Annotated in this window: 22 protein-coding genes; 17 read left to right on the top strand and 5 right to left on the bottom strand. The window is 69.8% G+C overall.

Annotation, left to right across the window (positions count from 1 at the left end; translation table 11 throughout):
• Nucleotides 1-3: 3 nt before the first annotated feature.
• The 11 genes from lepA to era all read left to right on the top strand — a co-directional run bounded on the left by lepA (nt 4) and on the right by era (nt 11,085).
• Nucleotides 4-1,854, top strand: coding sequence for a translation elongation factor 4 (gene lepA / locus RS82_RS19875; protein ID WP_045302696.1), 1,851 nt, complete (start codon nt 4-6; stop codon nt 1,852-1,854).
• Nucleotides 1,855-1,881: 27 nt separating this feature from the next.
• On the top strand, nt 1,882-2,532 hold the full coding sequence (locus RS82_RS19870) for a DUF1990 domain-containing protein (RefSeq protein WP_045302694.1): 651 nt from the start codon (nt 1,882-1,884) through the stop codon (nt 2,530-2,532).
• 7 nt (nt 2,533-2,539) lie between these two features.
• Complete coding sequence (gene hemW, locus RS82_RS19865; protein ID WP_045302692.1) at nt 2,540-3,757, top strand: radical SAM family heme chaperone HemW; 1,218 nt, start codon at nt 2,540-2,542, stop codon at nt 3,755-3,757.
• A gap of 127 nt (nt 3,758-3,884) precedes the next feature.
• Nucleotides 3,885-4,925: a heat-inducible transcriptional repressor HrcA gene (gene hrcA / locus RS82_RS19860; protein WP_045302690.1), complete on the top strand. Its 1,041-nt coding sequence runs from the start codon at nt 3,885-3,887 to the stop codon at nt 4,923-4,925.
• A gap of 51 nt (nt 4,926-4,976) precedes the next feature.
• Nucleotides 4,977-6,089 (top strand): molecular chaperone DnaJ, encoded by a 1,113-nt coding sequence (dnaJ, locus tag RS82_RS19855; RefSeq protein WP_045302688.1) that lies wholly within the window; start codon nt 4,977-4,979, stop codon nt 6,087-6,089.
• Nucleotides 6,090-6,092: 3 nt separating this feature from the next.
• Nucleotides 6,093-6,830 carry a 16S rRNA (uracil(1498)-N(3))-methyltransferase gene (locus RS82_RS19850; RefSeq protein WP_045302686.1) on the top strand — a complete coding sequence of 246 codons (738 nt, stop codon included), beginning with the start codon at nt 6,093-6,095 and terminating at the stop codon, nt 6,828-6,830.
• Between the two features lie 66 nt (nt 6,831-6,896).
• Nucleotides 6,897-7,244 carry an HIT domain-containing protein gene (locus RS82_RS19845; RefSeq protein WP_045302684.1) on the top strand — a complete coding sequence of 116 codons (348 nt, stop codon included), beginning with the start codon at nt 6,897-6,899 and terminating at the stop codon, nt 7,242-7,244.
• A gap of 52 nt (nt 7,245-7,296) precedes the next feature.
• The gene (locus tag RS82_RS19840) at nt 7,297-8,328 is read left to right on the top strand and encodes a PhoH family protein (protein WP_084695790.1); all 1,032 of its coding nucleotides are present in this window, start codon (nt 7,297-7,299) and stop codon (nt 8,326-8,328) included.
• Nucleotides 8,325-8,795, top strand: coding sequence for an rRNA maturation RNase YbeY (gene ybeY / locus RS82_RS19835; RefSeq protein WP_045302676.1), 471 nt, complete (start codon nt 8,325-8,327; stop codon nt 8,793-8,795). Before RS82_RS19840 ends, ybeY begins: the two co-directional genes overlap by 4 nt.
• The gene (locus tag RS82_RS19830; RefSeq protein WP_045302674.1) at nt 8,792-10,144 is read left to right on the top strand and encodes a hemolysin family protein; all 1,353 of its coding nucleotides are present in this window, start codon (nt 8,792-8,794) and stop codon (nt 10,142-10,144) included. Before ybeY ends, RS82_RS19830 begins: the two co-directional genes overlap by 4 nt.
• Nucleotides 10,141-11,085 (top strand): GTPase Era, encoded by a 945-nt coding sequence (gene era / locus RS82_RS19825; RefSeq protein ID WP_045302673.1) that lies wholly within the window; start codon nt 10,141-10,143, stop codon nt 11,083-11,085. The genes RS82_RS19830 and era overlap by 4 nt, the downstream gene beginning before the upstream one ends.
• 12 nt (nt 11,086-11,097) lie before the next feature.
• On the opposite strand, the gene RS82_RS19820 is transcribed toward era, so the two are convergent.
• Complete coding sequence (locus tag RS82_RS19820) at nt 11,098-11,727, bottom strand: hypothetical protein (protein ID WP_045302671.1); 630 nt, start codon at nt 11,725-11,727, stop codon at nt 11,098-11,100.
• A gap of 260 nt (nt 11,728-11,987) precedes the next feature.
• Here RS82_RS19820 and leuA point away from each other — a divergent pair, with 260 nt between their 5' ends.
• On the top strand, nt 11,988-13,748 hold the full coding sequence (leuA, locus tag RS82_RS19815) for a 2-isopropylmalate synthase (RefSeq protein ID WP_045302931.1): 1,761 nt from the start codon (nt 11,988-11,990) through the stop codon (nt 13,746-13,748).
• A 115-nt stretch (nt 13,749-13,863) separates the two neighbouring features.
• Here leuA and RS82_RS19810 read toward each other — a convergent pair whose 3' ends face one another.
• The 3 genes from RS82_RS19810 to RS82_RS21200 are packed head-to-tail and all read right to left on the bottom strand — an operon-like array spanning nt 13,864 to nt 15,292.
• Entirely contained in the window at nt 13,864-14,550 is a 687-nt protein-coding gene (locus RS82_RS19810) for a trimeric intracellular cation channel family protein (RefSeq protein WP_045302669.1), read from the bottom strand.
• A gap of 20 nt (nt 14,551-14,570) precedes the next feature.
• Nucleotides 14,571-14,837 carry a hypothetical protein gene (locus tag RS82_RS21425; RefSeq protein WP_157005694.1) on the bottom strand — a complete coding sequence of 89 codons (267 nt, stop codon included), beginning with the start codon at nt 14,835-14,837 and terminating at the stop codon, nt 14,571-14,573.
• The gene (locus tag RS82_RS21200; RefSeq protein WP_084695789.1) at nt 14,834-15,292 is read right to left on the bottom strand and encodes a MarR family winged helix-turn-helix transcriptional regulator; all 459 of its coding nucleotides are present in this window, start codon (nt 15,290-15,292) and stop codon (nt 14,834-14,836) included. Before RS82_RS21200 ends, RS82_RS21425 begins: the two co-directional genes overlap by 4 nt.
• On the opposite strand from RS82_RS21200, the gene recO reads away from it, so the two are divergent.
• The 5 genes from recO to RS82_RS19780 all read left to right on the top strand — a co-directional run bounded on the left by recO (nt 15,251) and on the right by RS82_RS19780 (nt 19,434).
• On the top strand, nt 15,251-15,994 hold the full coding sequence (gene recO, locus RS82_RS19800) for a DNA repair protein RecO (protein ID WP_045302667.1): 744 nt from the start codon (nt 15,251-15,253) through the stop codon (nt 15,992-15,994). The genes RS82_RS21200 and recO overlap by 42 nt on opposite strands.
• The gene (locus RS82_RS19795; protein WP_045302665.1) at nt 15,991-16,803 is read left to right on the top strand and encodes an isoprenyl transferase; all 813 of its coding nucleotides are present in this window, start codon (nt 15,991-15,993) and stop codon (nt 16,801-16,803) included. The genes recO and RS82_RS19795 overlap by 4 nt, the downstream gene beginning before the upstream one ends.
• A gap of 91 nt (nt 16,804-16,894) precedes the next feature.
• Entirely contained in the window at nt 16,895-17,635 is a 741-nt protein-coding gene (locus RS82_RS19790; RefSeq protein WP_157005692.1) for a hypothetical protein, read from the top strand.
• Complete coding sequence (locus RS82_RS19785) at nt 17,635-18,690, top strand: hypothetical protein (RefSeq protein ID WP_052676943.1); 1,056 nt, start codon at nt 17,635-17,637, stop codon at nt 18,688-18,690. The genes RS82_RS19790 and RS82_RS19785 overlap by 1 nt, the downstream gene beginning before the upstream one ends.
• Before the next feature lie 63 nt (nt 18,691-18,753).
• The gene (locus RS82_RS19780) at nt 18,754-19,434 is read left to right on the top strand and encodes a DsbA family oxidoreductase (protein WP_045302661.1); all 681 of its coding nucleotides are present in this window, start codon (nt 18,754-18,756) and stop codon (nt 19,432-19,434) included.
• Nucleotides 19,435-19,498: 64 nt separating this feature from the next.
• Here the strand turns inward: RS82_RS19780 and RS82_RS19775 are convergent, their stop codons facing one another.
• On the bottom strand, nt 19,499-20,002 hold the full coding sequence (locus tag RS82_RS19775) for a glutathione peroxidase (RefSeq protein ID WP_045302659.1): 504 nt from the start codon (nt 20,000-20,002) through the stop codon (nt 19,499-19,501).
• Nucleotides 20,003-20,018: the final 16 nt, after the last annotated feature.

Genomic DNA, 20,018 nt, shown 5'->3' with positions numbered 1-20,018 from the left:
GACATGTCACCGCGCGCCCTGAAGCCCCTCGAGCCCTCTGCCACGCCGCCCGAGCTGATCCGCAACTTCTGCATCATCGCCCACATCGACCACGGCAAGTCGACGTTGGCCGACCGCATGCTGCAGATCACCGGTGTCGTCTCCGACCGCGACATGCGCGCGCAGTACCTCGACCGCATGGACATCGAGCGCGAGCGCGGCATCACGATCAAGTCGCAGGCCGTGCGCATGCCGTGGGCCGCCGCCGATCAGACCTTCGCGCTCAACATGATCGACACCCCCGGCCACGTGGACTTCACCTATGAGGTCTCGCGTTCGCTGGCCGCCTGCGAGGGTGCGATCCTCCTGGTCGACGCCGCGCAGGGCATCGAGGCGCAGACCCTCGCGAACCTGTATCTCGCGCTCGAGAACGACCTGCACATCATCCCCGTGCTCAACAAGATCGACCTGCCGGCCGCCGACCCCGAGAAGTACGCCGCAGAGCTGGCCGGCCTCATCGGCGGTTCGCCCGACGACGTGCTGCGAGTGAGCGGCAAGACCGGGATGGGCGTCGAGACGCTGCTCGACCGCATCGTCGAGCAGATCCCCGCTCCGAAGGGGAACGCGGATGCCCCGGCCCGCGCCATGATCTTCGACTCGGTGTACGACTCCTACCGCGGCGTCGTGACGTACGTCCGCATGGTCGACGGCAAGCTGGAGCCGCGCGAGCGCATCCAGATGATGTCGACGAAGGCGACGCACGACCTCCTCGAGATCGGCGTGTCGAGCCCGGAGCCCGTCCCCACGAAGGGGCTCGGCGTCGGTGAGGTCGGCTATCTGATCACCGGCGTGAAGGACGTACGCCAATCCAAGGTCGGCGACACCGTCACCAACCAGCGCAAGCCCGCGACCGAGGCGCTCGCCGGCTATACCGACCCGAAGCCGATGGTCTTCTCGGGGATCTATCCCATCGACCAGAGCGACTACGCCGACCTGCGTGAGGCGCTCGACAAGCTCAAGCTGTCGGACGCATCCCTGCAGTACGAGCCCGAGACATCGGTGGCGCTCGGCTTCGGCTTCCGCTGCGGCTTCCTGGGGCTTCTGCACCTCGAGATCATCACCGAGCGCCTTTCGCGCGAGTTCGACCTCGACCTCATCACGACCGCGCCCTCGGTGACGTACGAGGTCACCACCGACACCGGCGACACCGTCGTCGTCACCAACCCGAGCGAGTACCCGGACGGGCGCGTCGCGGAGGTGTCCGAGCCGGTCGTGAAGGTCGGCATCCTGCTGCCCAAGGACTACGTCGGCACCGTCATGGAGCTGTGCCAGTCCCGCCGTGGGTCCCTCCTGGGCATGGACTACCTCAGCGAGGACCGCGTCGAGCTGCGCTACCACATGCCCCTCGGCGAGATCGTGTTCGACTTCTTCGATCAGCTCAAGTCCAAGACGCAGGGCTACGCGAGTCTCGACTACGAGCCCGCCGGCTCTCAGACCGCCGACCTCGTCAAGGTCGACATCCTGCTGCAGGGCGACAAGGTCGACGCGTTCAGCTCGATCGTGCACCGCGAGAAGGCGTACGCCTACGGCACGATGATGACCGAGCGGCTGCGCAAGCTCATCCCGCGCCAGCAGTTCGAGGTGCCCATCCAGGCAGCCATCGGCGCCCGCATCATCGCCCGCGAGAACATCCGCGCGATGCGAAAGGACGTCCTCGCCAAGTGCTACGGCGGTGACATCTCCCGCAAGCGCAAGCTCCTCGAGAAGCAGAAGGAGGGAAAGAAGCGCATGAAGATGGTCGGTCGCGTCGAGGTCCCCCAGGAGGCGTTCATCGCCGCGCTCTCAGGCGACGTCGAGGGTCCTGCCAAGAAGTGATGCGACTCGCGAAGTAGGCTGGAATCCATGCGTCGAGGAACCTTCCGTGACGACACCGTCGACTATGCCGCTGTCGGGGCGACCCAAGCGCCGGACCTGATGCAGTATCCGCCGGAGCGCAGCATCCCGGCGGAGCAGTCCTGGCGGATCGGCAGCGGGGAAGCCCGCTTCCGCGCCGCGAGCGAAGCGCTCATGTCATGGACCGCGCAGCGCGGTGCCGGGCTCGAGGTCAGCGACGTGCGCCCCGCGTCCGGGCCCATGTACTCGGGGGTGAGCTTCGACGCGGAGGGCAACCCCGTCAAGCCCAGCCGATCCGAGGCCGAGCAGCGCTTCGACGTCGACGGCACCCCGTTCGTCGGCGCGGGCACGACGATCCGCGTCGACGGCCGCGTCAAGGGGCTCCGTGCCGACGCGGAGCTTCGCGTCATCTTCGCCGTCGAAGAGCCTCGGCGGGTCGGCTTCGCGCTCGGGACCGTCAGCGACTCCGTGGTGAGCGGCGAGGAGTCGTTCATGCTCGACTGGTACGACAACGACGAGGTGTGGTTCACCGTCCGCGCGTTCGACGCGCCCCGTGCCGTGCTGTACCGGATGCTCCCGGGGCTCACGAAGCGCCGTCGTCGCGAGCTGTTCACGCGGTACCTGCGCGCGATCTCGCCGCTGTACACGACCCCCGCGTGAGGCGCTGATGGGCTCCGCTCTTCCGCTCGGCGAGCCCGTTCCCTCGGACGGCTCGCTGCCGCCCGGCACGCGCATCGATCCGGCCGCCGACTTCAGCGTGTATCTGCACGTCCCCTTCTGCCGTGTCCGCTGCGGCTACTGCGACTTCAACACGTACACGTCGTCCGAGCTGCGCGGCGCCCGACAGGACGAGTACGCCGACACGCTCCTTCGTGAGATCGCGCTGTCGGCGCCCGTTCTCGAGCGCGCCGGAGGCAACCGCCCCGCGTCGACGGTGTTCTTCGGCGGCGGCACGCCGACTCTCCTCCCGCCCGGCGACCTCGCACGCATGCTGGCCGGCGTGCGCGACACGTTCGGCATCGCCGACGGCGCCGAGATCACGGTCGAGGCCAACCCCGACACGGTGACGCCTGCGGTGGCGGCCGAGCTCGCGGCATCCGGTGTCACGCGCCTGTCCATCGGCATGCAGTCCGCCGTCCCGCACGTCCTGGCCGCCCTCGATCGCACGCACGATCCCGACAACGTCCGCACCGCGGTGGCTGCGGCGCGCGAGACGGGGCTCGACGTCAGCGTCGACCTCATCTACGGCGCTCCGGGCGAATCGCTCGACGACTGGCGCACCTCGCTCGAGGCGGCTGTGTCCCTCGAGTCAGACCACATCTCCGCGTACGCGCTCATCATCGAGGACGGGACCAAGCTCGCCCGCCAGATCCGCCGTGGCGAGGTCGTCGCACCCGACGACGACCTGCAAGCCGACATGTACGAGCTCGCCGACGATCTGCTCGGGGAAGCAGGGTTCGAATGGTACGAGGTGTCGAACTGGGCGCGCGGCGACGCGCACCGCTCCCGCCACAACCTCGCCTACTGGGTCGGCGCCGACTGGTGGGGCTTCGGCCCCGGCGCGCACAGCCACGTCGCGGGCGTGCGGTTCTGGAACGTCAAGCACCCTGCCGCCTACGCGCAACGGCTGGCCGCGGGGCAGTCGCCGGCCGCCGGACGGGAGATCCCGGATGCCTCGGCCAGGAACCTCGAGAGCGTGCTGCTGCGCACCCGCATCCGCGAGGGGCTCCCCGTCGAGGAGCTCCTCGGCGAAGGCCGTCACGCGGTAGCCGCGCTGATCGCGGACGGACTCATCGAGGGTCCTGCCGCCCTGCGCGGGAGGGTCGTGCTCACGCGGCGTGGGCGTCTGCTCGCCGATGCGGTGGTGCGGGCGCTCACCGATTAGCCCGGAGCGATCGTGCGTGGGACGGCTTCGCAATCTGTCTCGGCGTCGCTCGACGATCCTGACAGGGCCATCGGATAGAATTGGCACTCCAGTCATGCGAGTGCCAGCTGCGGCGTGAGGAGGCGGGATGGTCAGCGAACGGGGTCTGCAGGTGCTGCGGGCGATCGTCCAGGACTACGTCGACACGCGCGAGCCGGTCGGCAGCAAGGCGATCGTCGAACGGCACGCCTTCGGAGTGTCGGCCGCGACGATCCGCAACGACATGGCGCTGCTCGAGGACGAAGAGCTCATCGTCGCACCGCACACCTCGTCGGGCCGCGTACCGACTGACAAGGGCTACCGCGTCTTCGTAGACCATCTCGCGGAGCTCCGGCCGCTGTCGCCGGCCCAGCGGGCGGCCATCGCCTCGTTCCTCGACGGCTCCGGCGACCTCGACGACGTCCTCGTGCGCACCGTGCGCGCCCTCACGCAGCTGACCGGCCAGGTCGCGATCGTGCAGTACCCCTCGTTCGCGCGCGCGACGGTCACCCACGTCGAGCTGGTCCAGCTCGGCGGCGGACGGATGCTGGTGATCGTCGTCACCGACACGGGACGCGTGTCGCAGCGCCTGACCTTCGTCGGCGAGGAATTCGACGACGTCGACCTCGCGCACATCCGTGCGGGGCTCGGCACCCTGCTGGTCGGCCGGCCCGTCCGCGAAGGACTGCAGCGCATCGCCGAGCGCCTCGAAGGACGGGATGCGCAGGCTCCGGCGCACGAGCGCGCGACCGACGAGATCGTCCGCGCCGTCGCCGAGGAGCTCGAGGAGTTCCGCCAGGACAAGCTCGTGATGGCCGGCAGCGCCAACCTGGCACGCCGAGAATCCGACTTCCGCGGCAGCATCTATCCGCTCCTCGAGGCGATCGAGGAGCAGGTGACGCTGCTGCGGCTGATGGGGGAGATGGTCGCCGACGAGCAGGGACTCGCGGCGAGCATCGGCCGCGAGAACGAGGCGTTCGGCCTGGCCGAGGCATCCGTCGTCGCCAGCGACTACGACGCGACGGGCTCTCTCGCCCGCGTCGGCGTGCTCGGCCCGACGCGCATGGATTACCCCACGAACCTCGCGACGGTCCGCGCCGTCGCGCGCTATCTCACGCGCATGCTCGAGCAGGACGACAGCTCCCGCTGACGCACGCGCGCACACACGATCCCGCGGCGCGGCCGCGGCAGGAAGGCGAAAGTGGCTGACCACTACGAGGTCCTCGGCGTCTCACGCGACGCCTCCACCGACGAGATCAAGAAGGCGTACCGGCGGCTGGCCCGTCAGCTGCACCCGGATGTGAACCCGGGCGAGGAGGCATCCGAGCGCTTCAAGCTCGTGACGCACGCGTACGACGTCCTCAGCGACCCCGAGCAGCGCGCCCGCTACGACATGGGCGGCGGTGACTCGCCGTTCGGCGGCGCCGGCGGCTTCGGCGGGTTCAACGACATCTTCGAGACGTTCTTCGGCGCGGCGGGCGGCTCGCGCGGGGGCCGGCCCCGATCGCGCCGCGAGCGCGGCCAGGACGCCCTCGTCCGTGTCACGCTCGAGCTCGGCGATGTCGTGTTCGGCACGCACCGCGACATCGAGGTCGACACGGCCGTGGTGTGCGAGACCTGTCAGGGCTCCTGCTGCCAGCCCGGGACGAGCCCCGTCACGTGCGACATCTGCCACGGCACCGGCAATGTGCAGCGCCAGGTGCGCAGCCTCCTCGGCAACGTCGTCACGACGCAGCCGTGCAACGTGTGCCAGGGCTACGGCACCACCATCCCGTACCCGTGCGCCACCTGCCAGGGCCAGGGCCGCGTGCGCGCCCGCCGCACCGTGTCGCTCGACATCCCGGCCGGCGTCGAGACCGGGCTCCGCCTGCAGCTGCCGGGGTCGGGCGAGGTCGGCCCGGCGGGCGGCCCCAACGGCGACCTGTACATCGAGGTCACGGTGCAGCCGCACGAGGTGTTCAGCCGTGACGGCGACGACCTGCTGGCGACGCTCGAAGTGTCGATGCCCGACGCGATCCTCGGCACGACGACGACCATCCAGTCGCTCGACGGCCCGGTCGACCTCGAGGTGCGGGCAGGCGTGCAGGCGGGAGACATCCTGACGATCAAGGGCCGCGGCATCACGCCGCTGCGCGGCTCGCAGCGCGGCGACCTCAAGGTCGGCGTGCACGTGGTCACGCCCACGCGCCTCGACCACAAGGAGCGCGCCCTCATCGAGGACTTCGCGAAGCGCACCAAGGCGCCGGCCCCCAAGCTCGCCGAGTTCCACCAGGGCCTGTTCGCGAAGCTCCGCGATCGCTTCCGGAACAGCTGACCGGTGGCGCTGCACTTCCTCCTCGACCAGCCCGTCGGCGCCGCTCCCGGCGACGCCGTGACGCTCACCGGTGCGGAGGCCCACCACGCCTCGACGGTGCGCCGGGTGCGCATCGGCGAGGAGGTCACGGTCGGCGACGGGCGCGGAGCGTGGCTGACCGGCACGGTCGAGTCGGTCGCGCCCCGCGAGGTGATCGTGCGCATCGACGGACGGACGGATGCCGCAGCCCCGAGCCCGCGGATCGTGCTCGTGCAGGCGCTGGCCAAGGGGGATCGGGACGAGCTCGCCGTGCAGGCGGCGACCGAGCTCGGCGTCGACGAGATCGTGCCGTGGCAGGCCGCACGCAGCGTCTCGCGATGGGACGCGGCGAAGGCCGTGAAGGGCCGCGCCCGCTGGGCCACCATCGTGCGGGAGGCCGCGAAGCAGGCCCACCGCGTGTGGGTGCCGGCGGTGGCGGAGCTGACCACGACCGCGGCGCTCGCGCGCCGGGCGCCGGAATCCGTCGTGCTGGTCCTCGAGCCGACGGCCACAGAGCGGCTCAGCGCGCTCGCGGTGGAGCCCGATGAGGAGCGCGACATCGTGCTCGTCGTCGGACCCGAAGGCGGCATCGCCCCCGAAGAGCTCGACGCCCTCGCGTCCGCGGGCGCGCGACTCGTGCGCCTCGGCGACACGGTGCTGCGCACGTCGACCGCGGGTCCCGCGGCGCTGGCCGTCGTCAGCACCGCACTCGGGCGGTGGTGACGGTTCGACAGGATCACCCGACCGGTCCCGGATCCTGCCGAGGGGGCCCGTCGGTAGACTTGCGACATGAGTGGACATTCGATCTTCACGCGCATCCTGGACGGCGATATCCCGTCCGAGATCATCGCAGAGACCGAGAACGCATTCGCCATCCGTGACATCGCCCCGAAGGCGCCTGTGCACCTGCTGGTGATCCCCAAGACCGAGGAGTACCGCAACGTCGTCGAGCTCGCCGCGGGCGACCCTGACCTCATGGCCGAGCTCGTGGGACTCGCGAACACGGTCGCCGCCGAGCATTCGGACGGCGATTTCCGCCTGGTCTTCAACACCGGCCCGAACGCGGGCCAGACCATCTTCCACGTGCACGCCCATGTGCTCGCGGGGGGCCTCGAAGAGAAGAGCATCGGTGCCTGATCAACCCGGTCATGAGACGGTGAGCGACCACGTCGAGGTCGACGGCGTCGCGATGGTGCAGCTCCTCGGTCCGCAGGACCGACTGCTGCGGGTCGTCGAGAAGGAGCACCCGGGTGTCGATGTGCACGTGCGCGGCAACGAGATCACGCTCACGGGCGAGGCGCCGGCCGTCGCCGCGGCGCGGACGCTCGTCGACGAGCTGCTCGCGATGACGAAGGCGGGCCAGTCGCTCGGCGAGGACGACGTCGCGTCGTCGAACCGCATCCTCCGCAGCGAAGCCGGGCTCCGCCCGTCGGAGGTGCTCGGCGAGGCCATCCTGTCGTCGCGCGGCAAGGTCATCCGCCCGAAGACCCTCGGCCAGAAGGCTTACGTCGACGCGATCGAGGAGAACACGATCGTGTTCGGCATCGGCCCGGCCGGTACCGGCAAGACGTATCTCGCTATGGCGAAGGCCGTCCAGGCGCTGCAGCGCAAGGAGGTCAGCCGCATCATCCTGACCCGGCCGGCCGTCGAGGCGGGGGAGCGGCTCGGCTTCCTCCCGGGCACGCTCACCGACAAGATCGACCCGTACCTGCGGCCGCTCTATGACGCGCTCAACGAGATGATGGACCCCGAGCTCGTGCCCAAGCTCATGGCGACCGGCACGATCGAGGTCGCGCCGCTGGCGTACATGCGCGGCCGCACGCTCAACGACTCGTTCGTCGTGCTCGACGAGGCCCAGAACACGACGCCTGAGCAGATGAAGATGTTCCTCACGCGCCTCGGCTTCGGCACGCGCATGGTGGTCACCGGCGACATCACGCAGATCGACCTCCCGCAGGGCGCGTCGGGTCTGCGGCTGGTGACGCGCGTGCTCGGCGACATCGACGACATCCACTTCTCGTACCTGACGAGCGACGACGTCGTGCGCCACACGCTGGTGGGCCGCATCGTCGACGCCTACAGCGAGTACGACGAGCGCCGGCTCGCCGCACGTCGCGAGCGCGACGAGGCCTCCGAGTTCGCCAACCGCGCCGAGCGGCGTGCCGCCACCGCCCGCACCGGCGGACCCCGTGACCACCTTCCGAAGCGAGGACGCCCATGACCATCGAGATCGGCAACGAATCGGGGATCGCCGTCGATGAGACGGTCCTGCTGCGGCTCATGGAGCACAACCTCGCCGAACTGCACGTCAGCCCCGAGGCCGACGTCGCGATCCTCCTCGTCGACGAGGGCGCGATGGAGGCGCTGCACGTCCAGTGGATGGACGAGCCTGGACCGACCGACGTCCTGAGCTTCCCGATGGACGAGCTGCGTCCCGGCACCGAGGACGCCCCGACGCCTGCGGGCCTCCTCGGCGACATCGTGCTGTGCCCGCAGGTCGCCGAGACCCAGGCGGTCGCCGCGAAGCACTCCACGCTCGACGAGCTCATCCTCCTGACCACGCACGGCCTGCTGCACCTCCTCGGCTTCGACCACGCCGAGCCGGAGGAGGAGCGGGAGATGTTCGGACTGCAGCGCGAGCTCATCACCTCGTTCCAGGCATCCGAACGCCGACGACCTCGCGCATGACCGCCGCCCTCCTTCTCGTCGCCGCAGCGCTCCTGCTCGCGTTCGGCGCCCTCATGGTTGCGATCGACGCGGCGCTCAGCGTCACCTCCCGCGCCGACCTCGCCGAGCTCGGAGCAGGCGGGCGCAACGCGGCGTCGCTGCGGAAGATCGCGGACGATCCCGACGCGCACGCCAACGCCGTGATCTTCATCCGCGTGCTGGCCGAGACGACGGCCGCCGTGCTCGTCACCGTCGCCTTCGTCGACCTGTTCGACAACATCTGGTGGGCGATGCTGGCGGCGGCCCTGCTCATGACCGGCGTCTCGTACGTCGTCGTCGGCGCCAGCCCGCGATCGGTGGGCCGGCTGCACGCCCGCGGGCTGCTCCGCGGGGCGGCTCCGGTGGTTCGTGGCGTACGCATCATCCTGGGCCCGCTCGCGCATGGGCTCGTCGCGCTCGGCACGCGCATCACTCCGGGCGCGTCGCGAGGCTCGTCGTTCGCGTCGGAGGAGCAGCTGCTCAGCATCATCGACGAGGCGGCCGAGAACGAACTCATCGAACAGGACGACCGCGAGCTGATCCACTCGGTGTTCGACTTCACCGACACGTTCGTGCGGGCCGTGATGGTGCCGCGCACCGACATGGTGACGGTGGATGCCTCGACCTCGACGCGCGAAGCCATGACGCTGTTCCTCGAGAAGGGCGTCTCGCGGATGCCGATCGTGGACGACGACGCGGACGACGTCATCGGCGTGCTGTACCTCAAGGACCTGGTGCAGTTCGGCTTCCGCGACGAGACCGGGTGGCGGGATGCCCCGATCAGCCGGATCGCGCGTCCGGCGGTGTTCGTACCCGAGTCGATGAAGGCCGAGACGCTGCTGCAGCAGATGAAGCGCGACGCCGTGCACGTGTGTCTCGTCGTCGACGAGTACGGCGGCGTGTCGGGACTCGTGACGCTCGAAGACCTCATCGAGGAGCTCGTCGGCGACATCGCGGACGAGTACGACCCGCGCGCCGAGGAAGTCACCGAACTGGAGCCCGGTCACTACCGCGTGAGCGCCCGTCTGGGTCTCGACGAGGTCGGCGACCTGTTCGGTCTCGAGCTCGAGGACGAGGACGTCGACTCCATCGGCGGGCTGTTGGGCAAGGCTCTGGGCCGCGTGCCGCAGCCCGGCGCCACGGCCGAATACGCCGGCCTCGTGCTCACCGGGGGCTCGTCCCGCGGGCGCGGGCGCGGGATCTCGACGGTCTTCGTCGAGCGCGGCGATCCCGCGCTCGGCGTCGGCCGCTCACCGCGCACGGGCGAGATCCGCATCGTGAGCCCCCGCACCGGCGAGATCCGGCTGCCTCGGAAGGAAGAGACGTCATGACCGACAAAGACCCCGCACCGGCACCCGAGGCCGACTCGACCGCTGCCTCCGGCGAGGGGCGATCCGGCTTCGTCACGTTCGTCGGTCGACCCAACGTCGGCAAGTCGACGCTGACGAACGCCCTGGTCGGCGAGAAGGTCGCGATCACCAGCGACAAGCCGCAGACCACCCGCCGGGCGATCCGCGGGATCCTGAACCGCCCCGGCGGTCAGCTCGTCATCGTCGACACCCCGGGCCTCCACAAGCCCCGCACGCTGCTCGGGCAGCGCCTGAACGACCTCGTCGAGCAGGTGCTCGGCGACGTCGACGTCATCGGCTTCTGCGTGCCCGCGACCGAGAAGGTCGGACCGGGCGATCGCCGCATCGCGGAGTCGCTCAGCGGCTACGGCCGCGCGAAGAAGGTCGCGATCGTGACGAAGACGGATGCCGCGACCCGCGACGAGATCACCGAGCGGCTCATCGAGGTGGACCAGCTCCGCGAGGACTGGGCCGCCGTGATCCCGCTCTCCGCCTTCACTCGCGACCAGCTCGAGGTCCTGAGCGACGAGCTGCTCGCCCTCATGCCGGAAGGCCCCGCCCTGTACCCGGAGGGCGTCGTCACCGACGAGTCGACCGAGGACCGGATCGCCGAGATCATCCGCGAGGCCGCCCTCGACGGCGTGCGCGACGAACTGCCGCACTCGATCGCCGTCGTCGTGCAGGAGGTGGAGGCCCGCGAGGACTCCGACCTGACCGACGTCTACGCCGACATCGTCGTCGAGCGCGACAGCCAGAAGGGCATCATCATCGGCCACAAGGGCTCCCGGCTGCGCGATGTCGGCGCCCGCGCCCGCGCGCAGATCGAACCGCTCCTGGGCACCAAGGTGTTCTTGAAGCTGCACGTGCGCATCGCGAAGGAGTGGCAGCGAGACCCGAAGCAGCTCGGACGCCTCGGCTTCTGACCCGAGCCCCGCTCACCCGCCGGTCTCGGTGATCGCCGAGCGGATGACGACCGTGTCGGCACCGTACTCGGCGTCGGCGGCCTCCTGCCAGCTCCCGTCGTCCCACACGACGTCGACCCAGAGCCATCCGTCCTGCGGGTAAGAGGTCAGATAGGCGTCGCCGAGCTTGGCGGGGAGCTCGTCCTGGATGGCCGCGAGAGTCGCCTCGTCGCCCGTGCCGGGTGTCCCGCCCGTCGGGTCCTCCGGCCGGATCGGGTCGTACAGGGCGAGGAGGATCGGCGGCTGCGTCGAAGTGAAGGACTCGCCGTCGTACGTGCCGCGCACCGCATACGCGCCCCACGTGACGTCACCCGACGACTCCGCGCCGTCGACGCCTTGCCACGTCCAGCCCTCCAGCGGGATCCCGGTGCACTGCGGGGGATACGACTCCGCGACCGCGCCCAGGCACAGCTGTGCGGCGCCGCCGGTGTCGATCACGGTGCCGGTGGCGGAGACCTCGCCTTCGGGCGGGATCGGGGTGACGGCCCCGAGCGACGCGGGTGCGGGCGTCCCGCCGGGACCCGCGCTCGCGCACGCGGCGATGGCGACCATGACGACGGCGGCGGTGGCGGCGATGCCGAGGGGGCGATGGAGACCTCTCATGTCTCGATGGTGTCGCGTCGACGCCGATCGTCTCAGAAACGGATGCCGCGGCATCCGTCCGTCATCCGTTCGCTCTCTGCTCGCAACGGGGTGTAGCCTGAATCCATGCGCTTCGGCCGGCTTCTCCTTCTTAGCCGCCGCGACGAGACCTCGTTCTAGGGCCTTCCTCGTCGCGGAGCTTTTCGTTGGCCCGCATCATCAGGCATCGAGCCGCCCCGATCGGGCAGCAGCTCGGAACAGACGAGAGAAGCGACGACATCATGGAGAACACCCAGAAGCCCTCGGGCCTGCCGACCCACAAGTATCGGCCGTTCCACGAGCAGATCACCGTGAATCTGCCCGACCGCACCTGGCCCGACCAGCGCATCACGACCGCACCCCGCTGGTGCGCCGTCGATCTTCGCGACGGCAACCAGGCGCTCATCGACCCGATGAGCCCCGAGCGCAAGCGGATCATGTTCGACCTGCTGGTGAGGATGGGCTACAAGGAGATCGAGGTCGGCTTCCCCTCGGCGAGCCAGACCGATTTCGACTTCGTGCGTCAGCTCATCGAAGAGGACCTCATCCCGGATGACGTCACGATCCAGGTGCTGACGCAGGCGCGCGAGCACCTCATCGAGCGCACATACGAGTCCATCGCGGGTGCCAAGCAGGCCATCGTGCACCTCTACAACTCGACGAGCGTGCTGCAGCGTGAGGTGGTGTTCCGCACCGACGAGCAGGGCATCATCGACATCGCCCTCGAGGGCGCGCGCCTCTGCCGCCAGTTCGAGCAGCGCATCCCCGAGACCAAGGTCTTCTACGAGTATTCGCCCGAGAGCTACACCGGCACCGAGCTCGAATTCGCGCTGAACGTGTGCAACCAGGTCATCGAGATCTTCGAGCCGACGCCTGAGCGCAAGGTCATCATCAACCTGCCCGCGACCGTCGAGATGGCGACGCCGAACGTCTACGCCGACTCGATCGAGTGGATGAGCCGCCGCCTCGCGCACCGCGAGAACGTGATCCTCTCACTGCACCCGCACAACGACCGCGGCACCGCGATCGCTGCGGCCGAGCTCGGCTACATGGCCGGCGCCGACCGCATCGAGGGCTGTCTGTTCGGCAACGGCGAGCGGACGGGCAACGTCGACCTGGTGGCGCTCGGCATCAACCTGTTCACGCAGGGCATCGATCCGCAGATCGACTTCAGCGACATCGACCAGGTCAAGCGGACGGTCGAGTACTGCAACCAGCTGCCGGTGCACGAGCGCAGCCCGTGGGCCGGCGACCTGGTGTTCACCGCGTTCAGCGGCTCGCACCAGGACGCGATCAAGAAGGGCTTCGAGGCGATGGACGCCCGCGCTGCGGCATCCGGCGTCACCGTCGACGAGATCGAGTGGGCGGTGCCGTATCTGCCCATCGACCCGAAGGACCTCGGTCGCTCGTACGAGGCGGTCATCCGCGTCAACTCGCAGTCGGGCAAGGGCGGCGTCGCGTACCTGCTGAAGACCGACCACTCGCTGGACCTGCCGCGCAAGCTGCAGATCGACTTCTCGGGTGTGGTGCAGGCCAAGACCGATGCCGAGGGCGGCGAGGTCACGAGCGACCAGATCTGGAAGATCTTCACCGACGAGTACCTGCCGTCGGAGGTCGCCGACGAGCGCTGGGGACGCTTCGAGCTGCTGGCGACCAGCACCCGCAGCGACCTGTCAGGCGACGTCGCTCTCGACATCACGCTGCGTGACGGCGACGACCGGTTCGAGGCATCCGGTCGCGGCAACGGCCCGGTCGCAGCCTTCCTCGAGATCATCCGCGCACAGGGATTCGACGTGACGCTCTACGACTACGTCGAGCACGCCCTCAGCGCCGGCGGCGACGCCCAGGCGGCCGCCTACATCGAACTCCAGGTCGATGGCGAGCGCCTCTGGGGCGTCGGCATCGACTCGGACATCTCGACCGCATCGCTCAAGGCGATCGTGTCGGGCGTGAACCGCGCCATCCGTACGCGGCAGCGCACCGGGGCCCTCGCGGGCGTCTGAGCGCGAACCGTCGACGGGTGTGCGCGGGTGATCCCCGCGCGCGCCCGTCGGTGTTCGCCGCCGCTGGTCGTCGAGCGGCTGACGAGTCGAGGCGCAGGGACGAACCGCGGATGCCTCAGTGCTTCACGATCGGGATCGTCGAGGTCTCCACGGCCACCTTGCGACGGTAGAGCGCCCGCTGCTCGGGCAGCGAGATGTCGAAGATCACCGCGAGCAGACGGATCACCGTCGTCACGACGATGCCGATCACCGCGGCGATGACCACGTTCACGCCGAGCTCCTCCGCCGTCGCGAGGACGAGGCATCCGACTCCCGCGGCGACTGCGTAGAGCGAGCCCACATGCATGATCGCGACCGGCAGGCCCATGATCACGTCGCGGAGGATGCCGCCGCCTACCGCCGCGCATACCCCGACGAAGACGGCCGGCACGAGCGGAAGCCCGAGGACGAGGGCCTTGCTGGTGCCGAATGCGCCGAACAGGCCGATGACCAGGGCATCGAGGCCGACGATGACGGCGTTGAGCCGCTGGAAGAGGCCGGCGAGCAGCATCCCGAACAGGGCCGCGCCACCGGCGGTGAGCAGGTACCAGTTGCTCTGCAGCGTGGTCGGCGTGACGTTGAGCAGCAGGTCGCGGATGAGCCCGCCGCCCATGCCCATGACGATGCCGATGATCGCGACGCCGAGCATGTCGAGCCGGCGTTCGCCGCGGAAGCCGGAGGCGAACAGCGCGCCTTGGATTCCGCCGAGGCCCACGGCGATGAGGTCGGCCCAGAGGGGGATCACGAAGACCGGCTCGTACACCCCTCCATTGTCGACGGCGATCAGGGGATGTGGGTGCGCACCGCCGACAGGAATCCGTCGAGATCGTCCGTCCACAGTCGCATCGCCTCGATGCGGTCGCGGGCGCCCGCGGGAACGCGGGGCCGGCGGAACACGAACCGGTAGATGCTCTGGTAGACGCCGAGTTCCATGATCCACGCGCGCCGGGTGAAGGTGCCCAGCTTCGCCCGCCACGCGGGTCGAGTGGGGCTGCCCGGCGACCGCTCCGGTCGGGGTGGGCTGTCGCGGGGAGTGTCGACGGCGCTCACGACGGGTCATCCTCGGCGGTGCGGGCCTCGTGCTCCGCGATGAGCCGGCTCAGCCGGTCGAGGACGTGGTTCAGTCCGCGCAGCGTCGCCTGCGCCGTCGCGTCGTCGAGGCCGTCGATGAGCTGTGCGCCGAGTCGGGTGTGCTCGGCATCCATGGCCCGCATGGCCACCTCACCGCGGTCTGTCAGCGTCACGAGCACCGCCCGGCGGTCGTGGGGGTGCGGCTCGCGGCGTGCGAAGCCGGTGGCCTCGAGTCCATCGACGAGGGTCGTGACATTGCGCGGCGTGACGCCGAGCCCCGTTGCCAGCTCCGCCTGGGTGCGCGGACCCTCGTGGAAGACGAGCCAGAGGACGTGGGTGCGTGCGCAGCGTCGTGCCGCCCGATCCGCCAGGTGCGCAGGGATAATTGACCCGTGCCCACCTACCGCGATGAAGTCGTGGTCCTGCGCACCCACAAGCTGGGTGAGGCCGACAGGATCGTGACGATGCTGAGCCGCCGTCACGGCAAGCTGCGCGCCGTCGCGAAGGGCGTGCGGCGCACATCGTCGCGGTTCGGCGCACGCCTCGAGCCCTTCATGGTCGCCGATGTGCAGCTGTACCAGGGGCGCTCGCTCGACATCGTCCAGCAGGCCGAATCGCTCGGCTCGTACGGCGCCGAGATCGTCGCCCACTACGACCGGTACACCTCCGCGCACGCCATGGTCGAAGCGGCCGATCGCCTCAACGAGGCCGAGGCCACGCCTCAGCAGTACCTGCTCCTCGTCGGAGGCCTTCGCGCCCTCTCGCGCGGCGAGCATGCCTCGCGGAGCGTCCTGGATTCGTACCTGCTCCGTGCGATGGCGCTGTCGGGCTGGGCGCCCGGCCTCGGCGAATGCGCGCTCTGCGGTCGCCGCGGCCCCCACGACACGTTCGTCGCCCAGCAGGGCGGCATCGTCTGCCGCGACTGCGCTCCTACCGGGGCGGCCCGCGTCGACGCCGCCACGGTGTCGCTCCTGCAGTCGCTGATGGCAGGGGAGTGGGACGTGGTGGATGCCGCGTCGCCGGGGTCGACCGCCGCCGCCTCGGGACTCATCGCCGCCTACGCGCAGTGGCACCTCGAGCGCGGCATCCGTTCGCTCTCCCATGTCTCGGCAGCCCCGCAGGAAGGCACCAGGTGACCCCGAAGCCCTACACGCACCGCGACGCGGTGCCATACCGCCCGCTCGACTGGACCGGCGTCTACCCGCCGGAGTACCCCCGCGGCGCCGTGCCCAACCACGTGGCCATCGTGATGGACGGCAACGGCCGCTGGGCCAATCGCCGGGGTCTCACGCGCATCGAGGGGCACAAGGCGGGCGAGGCCGCACTGCTGGACGTCGTGGCGGGCGCCATCCAGGCAGGCGTGAAGCACCTGTCGGTCTACGCGTTCTCGACCGAGAACTGGTCGCGCTCCCCTGAAGAGGTGCGCTTCCTCATGGGCTACAACCGCGACGTGCTCCACCGTCGGCGCGATCAGCTCAACGAGTGGGGCGTGCGCATCCAGTGGGCCGGCCGAAAGCCGCGCCTGTGGGGGAGCGTCATCAAAGAGCTGCAGTTCGCGGAGCAGCTGACCGCCGGCAACGACCTGCTGACGCTCACGATGTGCGTGAATTACGGCGGCCGCATCGAGCTCGTCGACGCGATGCGCTCGATCGCCGACGACGTCGCGGCGGGCCGGCTCAAGCCGTCGGCGGTGTCGGAGAAGCTGATCCAGCGGCGCCTCTACCGCCCGGACATGCCGGACGTCGACCTGTTCCTGCGCTCGAGCGGCGAGCAGCGTACGTCCAACTTCCTGCTGTGGGAATCGGCCTACGCGGAGTTCGTGTTCCTCGACACGCTCTGGCCCGACTTCACGCGAGAGGACCTCTGGCACGGCATCGACACCTACCTCGGCCGCGATCGCCGTTTCGGCGGCGCCGTGGACGCCCCCGACGCCTCCACGTCCTGATCTCACGCCTGCGTCCGAAGGGGTATCCAGCGAGCCCTCGCGCGCTCATCATTGACGTGAGCCGCGCATGCGGCCGGTCAGGAGGCGCGTCATGGCGCTGTCAGGGCCTCGGGTGGGCCTCGCCGCGATCCTGAGCCTCGTCGCGGCCTTCGCCCTGGTGGGCTGCGGGACGCCGGTGACCGCTGAGGACGCAGGACGAACGACGACGGCAAGCCCCTCCCCGTCCACGGACGCCACGAAAGAGGCCACCGCCGAAGGGGAGACCGACACCGGCGGCGACGACCAAGGGCAGGCCGATTCCGACGGCGGGGAGGATCCCACCCAGGACCGCGTTCGCACCGGCCCCGTCGCCCAGTACGGCGGACCCGCCTACGGCGATCAGGGGACCGCCGAGGTCCTCGAGCCGGGGCTCTGGTGCAAGACGATCGCGGTGTTCTGGGGCGGCGACCCCGTACCGGAGGGCGTCAGCTTCACGTTCGAGAACGCCGTGACCGATCGGCCCGGTCTGCAGGTCGACGGCGGGGTCTGCGGGACGCGTGGCGCGGACCGCTCCTGCCTCGGCATGCTCGTCGCAGCGAACGAGTCCGGCATCTTCTGCAGTCTCGTCCTCCGCCCCGGCGCCGACTTCCAGGACGGCACCGCCATCACCTTCCTCGGCACGCTCGAGTGCCCGACCGCCGAGATCTGCGACGAGGTCGCGGCGCGCGAAGTCGAACCCGGGCCGCCGATCATCGTCAACAACCCCGAGCCGTCCGCCGAGCAGGACCAGGACCAGGAGCAGGAGCAGCAGCCTCAACCCTCCGACACGCCGACCACAGAGGTGGACGGATGATGGCAGCTCACACGCCCGCTGCCGCATCGTCCGAACCCGCTGCCGCACCGTCCGAACCCGCTGCCGCGACAGCTGCGGATGCCGCGGGTCACGGCACGTCCGCACTCGCTGGACCCCCCGCACCCGGCGCCTCCTCCGTGCCGACGGCCGAAGAGCGACTCCCCGTCGACCCCGGGCTCGGCTTCGAGAAGTGGATGGGCTTCCTCTCCTCCTTCGTGGCTCCGCTCACCCTGGTGACCGCGCTGCTGTTCTACTTCGGCTACGTGTCGACGCGCGAGTTCTTCCGGTACTTCGGCGTTGACGTCGACATCATCGGGCTGAGCTCGCAGGAGTTCGTGATGCGCAGCCCCGGCGCGCTGTTCATCCCGGTCATGGTCCTCACCCTGCTCGCCGCCGCCGCGATCCTCGGCCACCGCGTCCTGCGCAGACGGCTGCTGGCGCAGAAGCGGCCCGCGCAACGGCGCGTGATCGGCCTCCTCGCCTGGACCGGGATCGGCTTCATCCTCGCGGGCCTCGTCCTGGCCTTCCTCGTGCCGTTCCTGCCGGGGTGGACGTACGGTCAGCTCCTCACCCCGCTCTTCCTCGCGATCGGCGCGGGACTCGCGGCCTACGCCTCGGCCACCGTGCGCGCCCTCGACCGGTCGAGCGGCGGGCGCGGCGTCGTCGTGCTCCTCGTCCTCGTGATGATCGCCGGCACGTTCTGGTCGACCGCGACCATCGCGCAATGGTGGGGCCTCGGGCAGGCCCGCTCCCTCGCCGCCGACCTCACGACGCTCCCCGCCGTCGTGCTCGACACCCCAGAGCGGCTCTACCCGGGCAACGACGCCATCACGTTCCAGCAGCTCGAGGACGAGGCATCCGTCGAAGATCCCGCGGCCGCGCCGCAGACATTCGCATACCGCTACTTCGGGCTCCGACTGCTCGCGCAGGGCGGCGGACGCCTCTACCTCGTGCCCGACGCCTGGTCGCCTGATGCCTCGACCCTGGTGGTGCCGTACGACGACGTGCGGGTGCGGTTCCGGTTCGTGCCCGACGCCGATCCGCCCGTTCCCTGAGCATCCGCACCGGCCGCCGCATTCGGCGGAATAGATGCGCCGACGCGCAGGGTTGTCGTCAGCATGACGGACGCCATCAAGATCGACGTATGGAGCGACATCGCCTGCCCCTGGTGCTACATAGGCAAGCGCAATCTCGAGAACGGACTGGCCGAGGCATCCGCCGACGAAGACGCCCCCGCCGTGGAGGTGACGTACCACTCGTTCGAGCTTTCGCCCGATACGCCCGTCGACTTCGAGGGCGATGAGCTCGACTTCCTCGCCAAGCACAAGGGCATGCCGCGCGCCCAGGTGCAGCAGATGCTCGAGCGCGTCACCGGCGTCGCCGCCGACGCGGGCCTGGAATACCGGTTCGATCTCCTCAAGCACACCAACACCGTGAAGGCCCACGAGCTCCTGCACTTCGCGAAGGAGCAGGGCCGCCAGCACGAGCTCGCCGAGCGCCTCATGGCCGCGTACTTCACCGAAGGGCGCCACCTCGGGCGAAATGACGAGCTGGTCGACCTCGCCACCGATGCCGGACTCGACGCCGACGCCGCCCGGGAAGCGCTGGACAGCGGCCGCTACCTCGACGCGGTGCGTGCCGACCAGGCGCGGGCCGCGGCCTACGGCATCAACGGGGTGCCCTTCTTCGTGATCGACGGCAAGTACGGCGTGTCGGGCGCGCAGCCGGCTGAGGCCTTCGCGCAGATCGTGCGGCAGGTGTGGTCCGAGCATCGCGAGCCCGCCGACGTCGACGCCTGAAACCCGTGAACGAGAACGGGCCCGCTGCGATTCGTCGCGGCGGGCCCGTCCGATGCCTGCGGGTTCAGCGAGGCAGGTTCGCCTCGATGACCTCGACGATCGCCGGGTCGTCGGGCTTGACGTTCGGACGGAAGCGGTGGACGCCGCCCTCCGGCGTCAGGACGAACTTCTCGAAGTTCCAGACGATCGGGCCCTTCTTGCCCTCCGCATCGCGTGACTTCTTCAGCGCCTTGTAGACCGCAGCGGCACCGGGTCCGTTCACCTTGACCTTGTCGAAAACGGGGAAGGTCACGCCCCACGTGACCGAGCAGTACTCGAGGATCTCGTCCATCGACCCCGGCTCCTGCCCCATGAACTGGTTGCAGGGGAAGCCCAGCACCGTGAAGCCGCGGTCGGCGTACGCCCGCTGGAGCTGCTCGAGCTGCTCGTACTGCGGGGTCAGGCCGCACTTCGACGCGACGTTGACGACCAGAAGCACCTGGTCGCCGTACTCGGAGAGGGTCGCAGTTCCGCCGTCGGCGGTGGTGAAGGGGATCTCGCGCAGGTCGGTGATCGTGGCCTCGGTCATCCCCCCAGGCTAAACC

Source organism: Microbacterium trichothecenolyticum, from assembly GCF_000956465.1.
Taxonomy (GTDB): Bacteria; Actinomycetota; Actinomycetes; order Actinomycetales; family Microbacteriaceae; genus Microbacterium; species Microbacterium trichothecenolyticum.
Note: the sequence above shows the minus strand (reverse complement) of the source record. Positions and strands in the feature narration are given on the sequence as shown.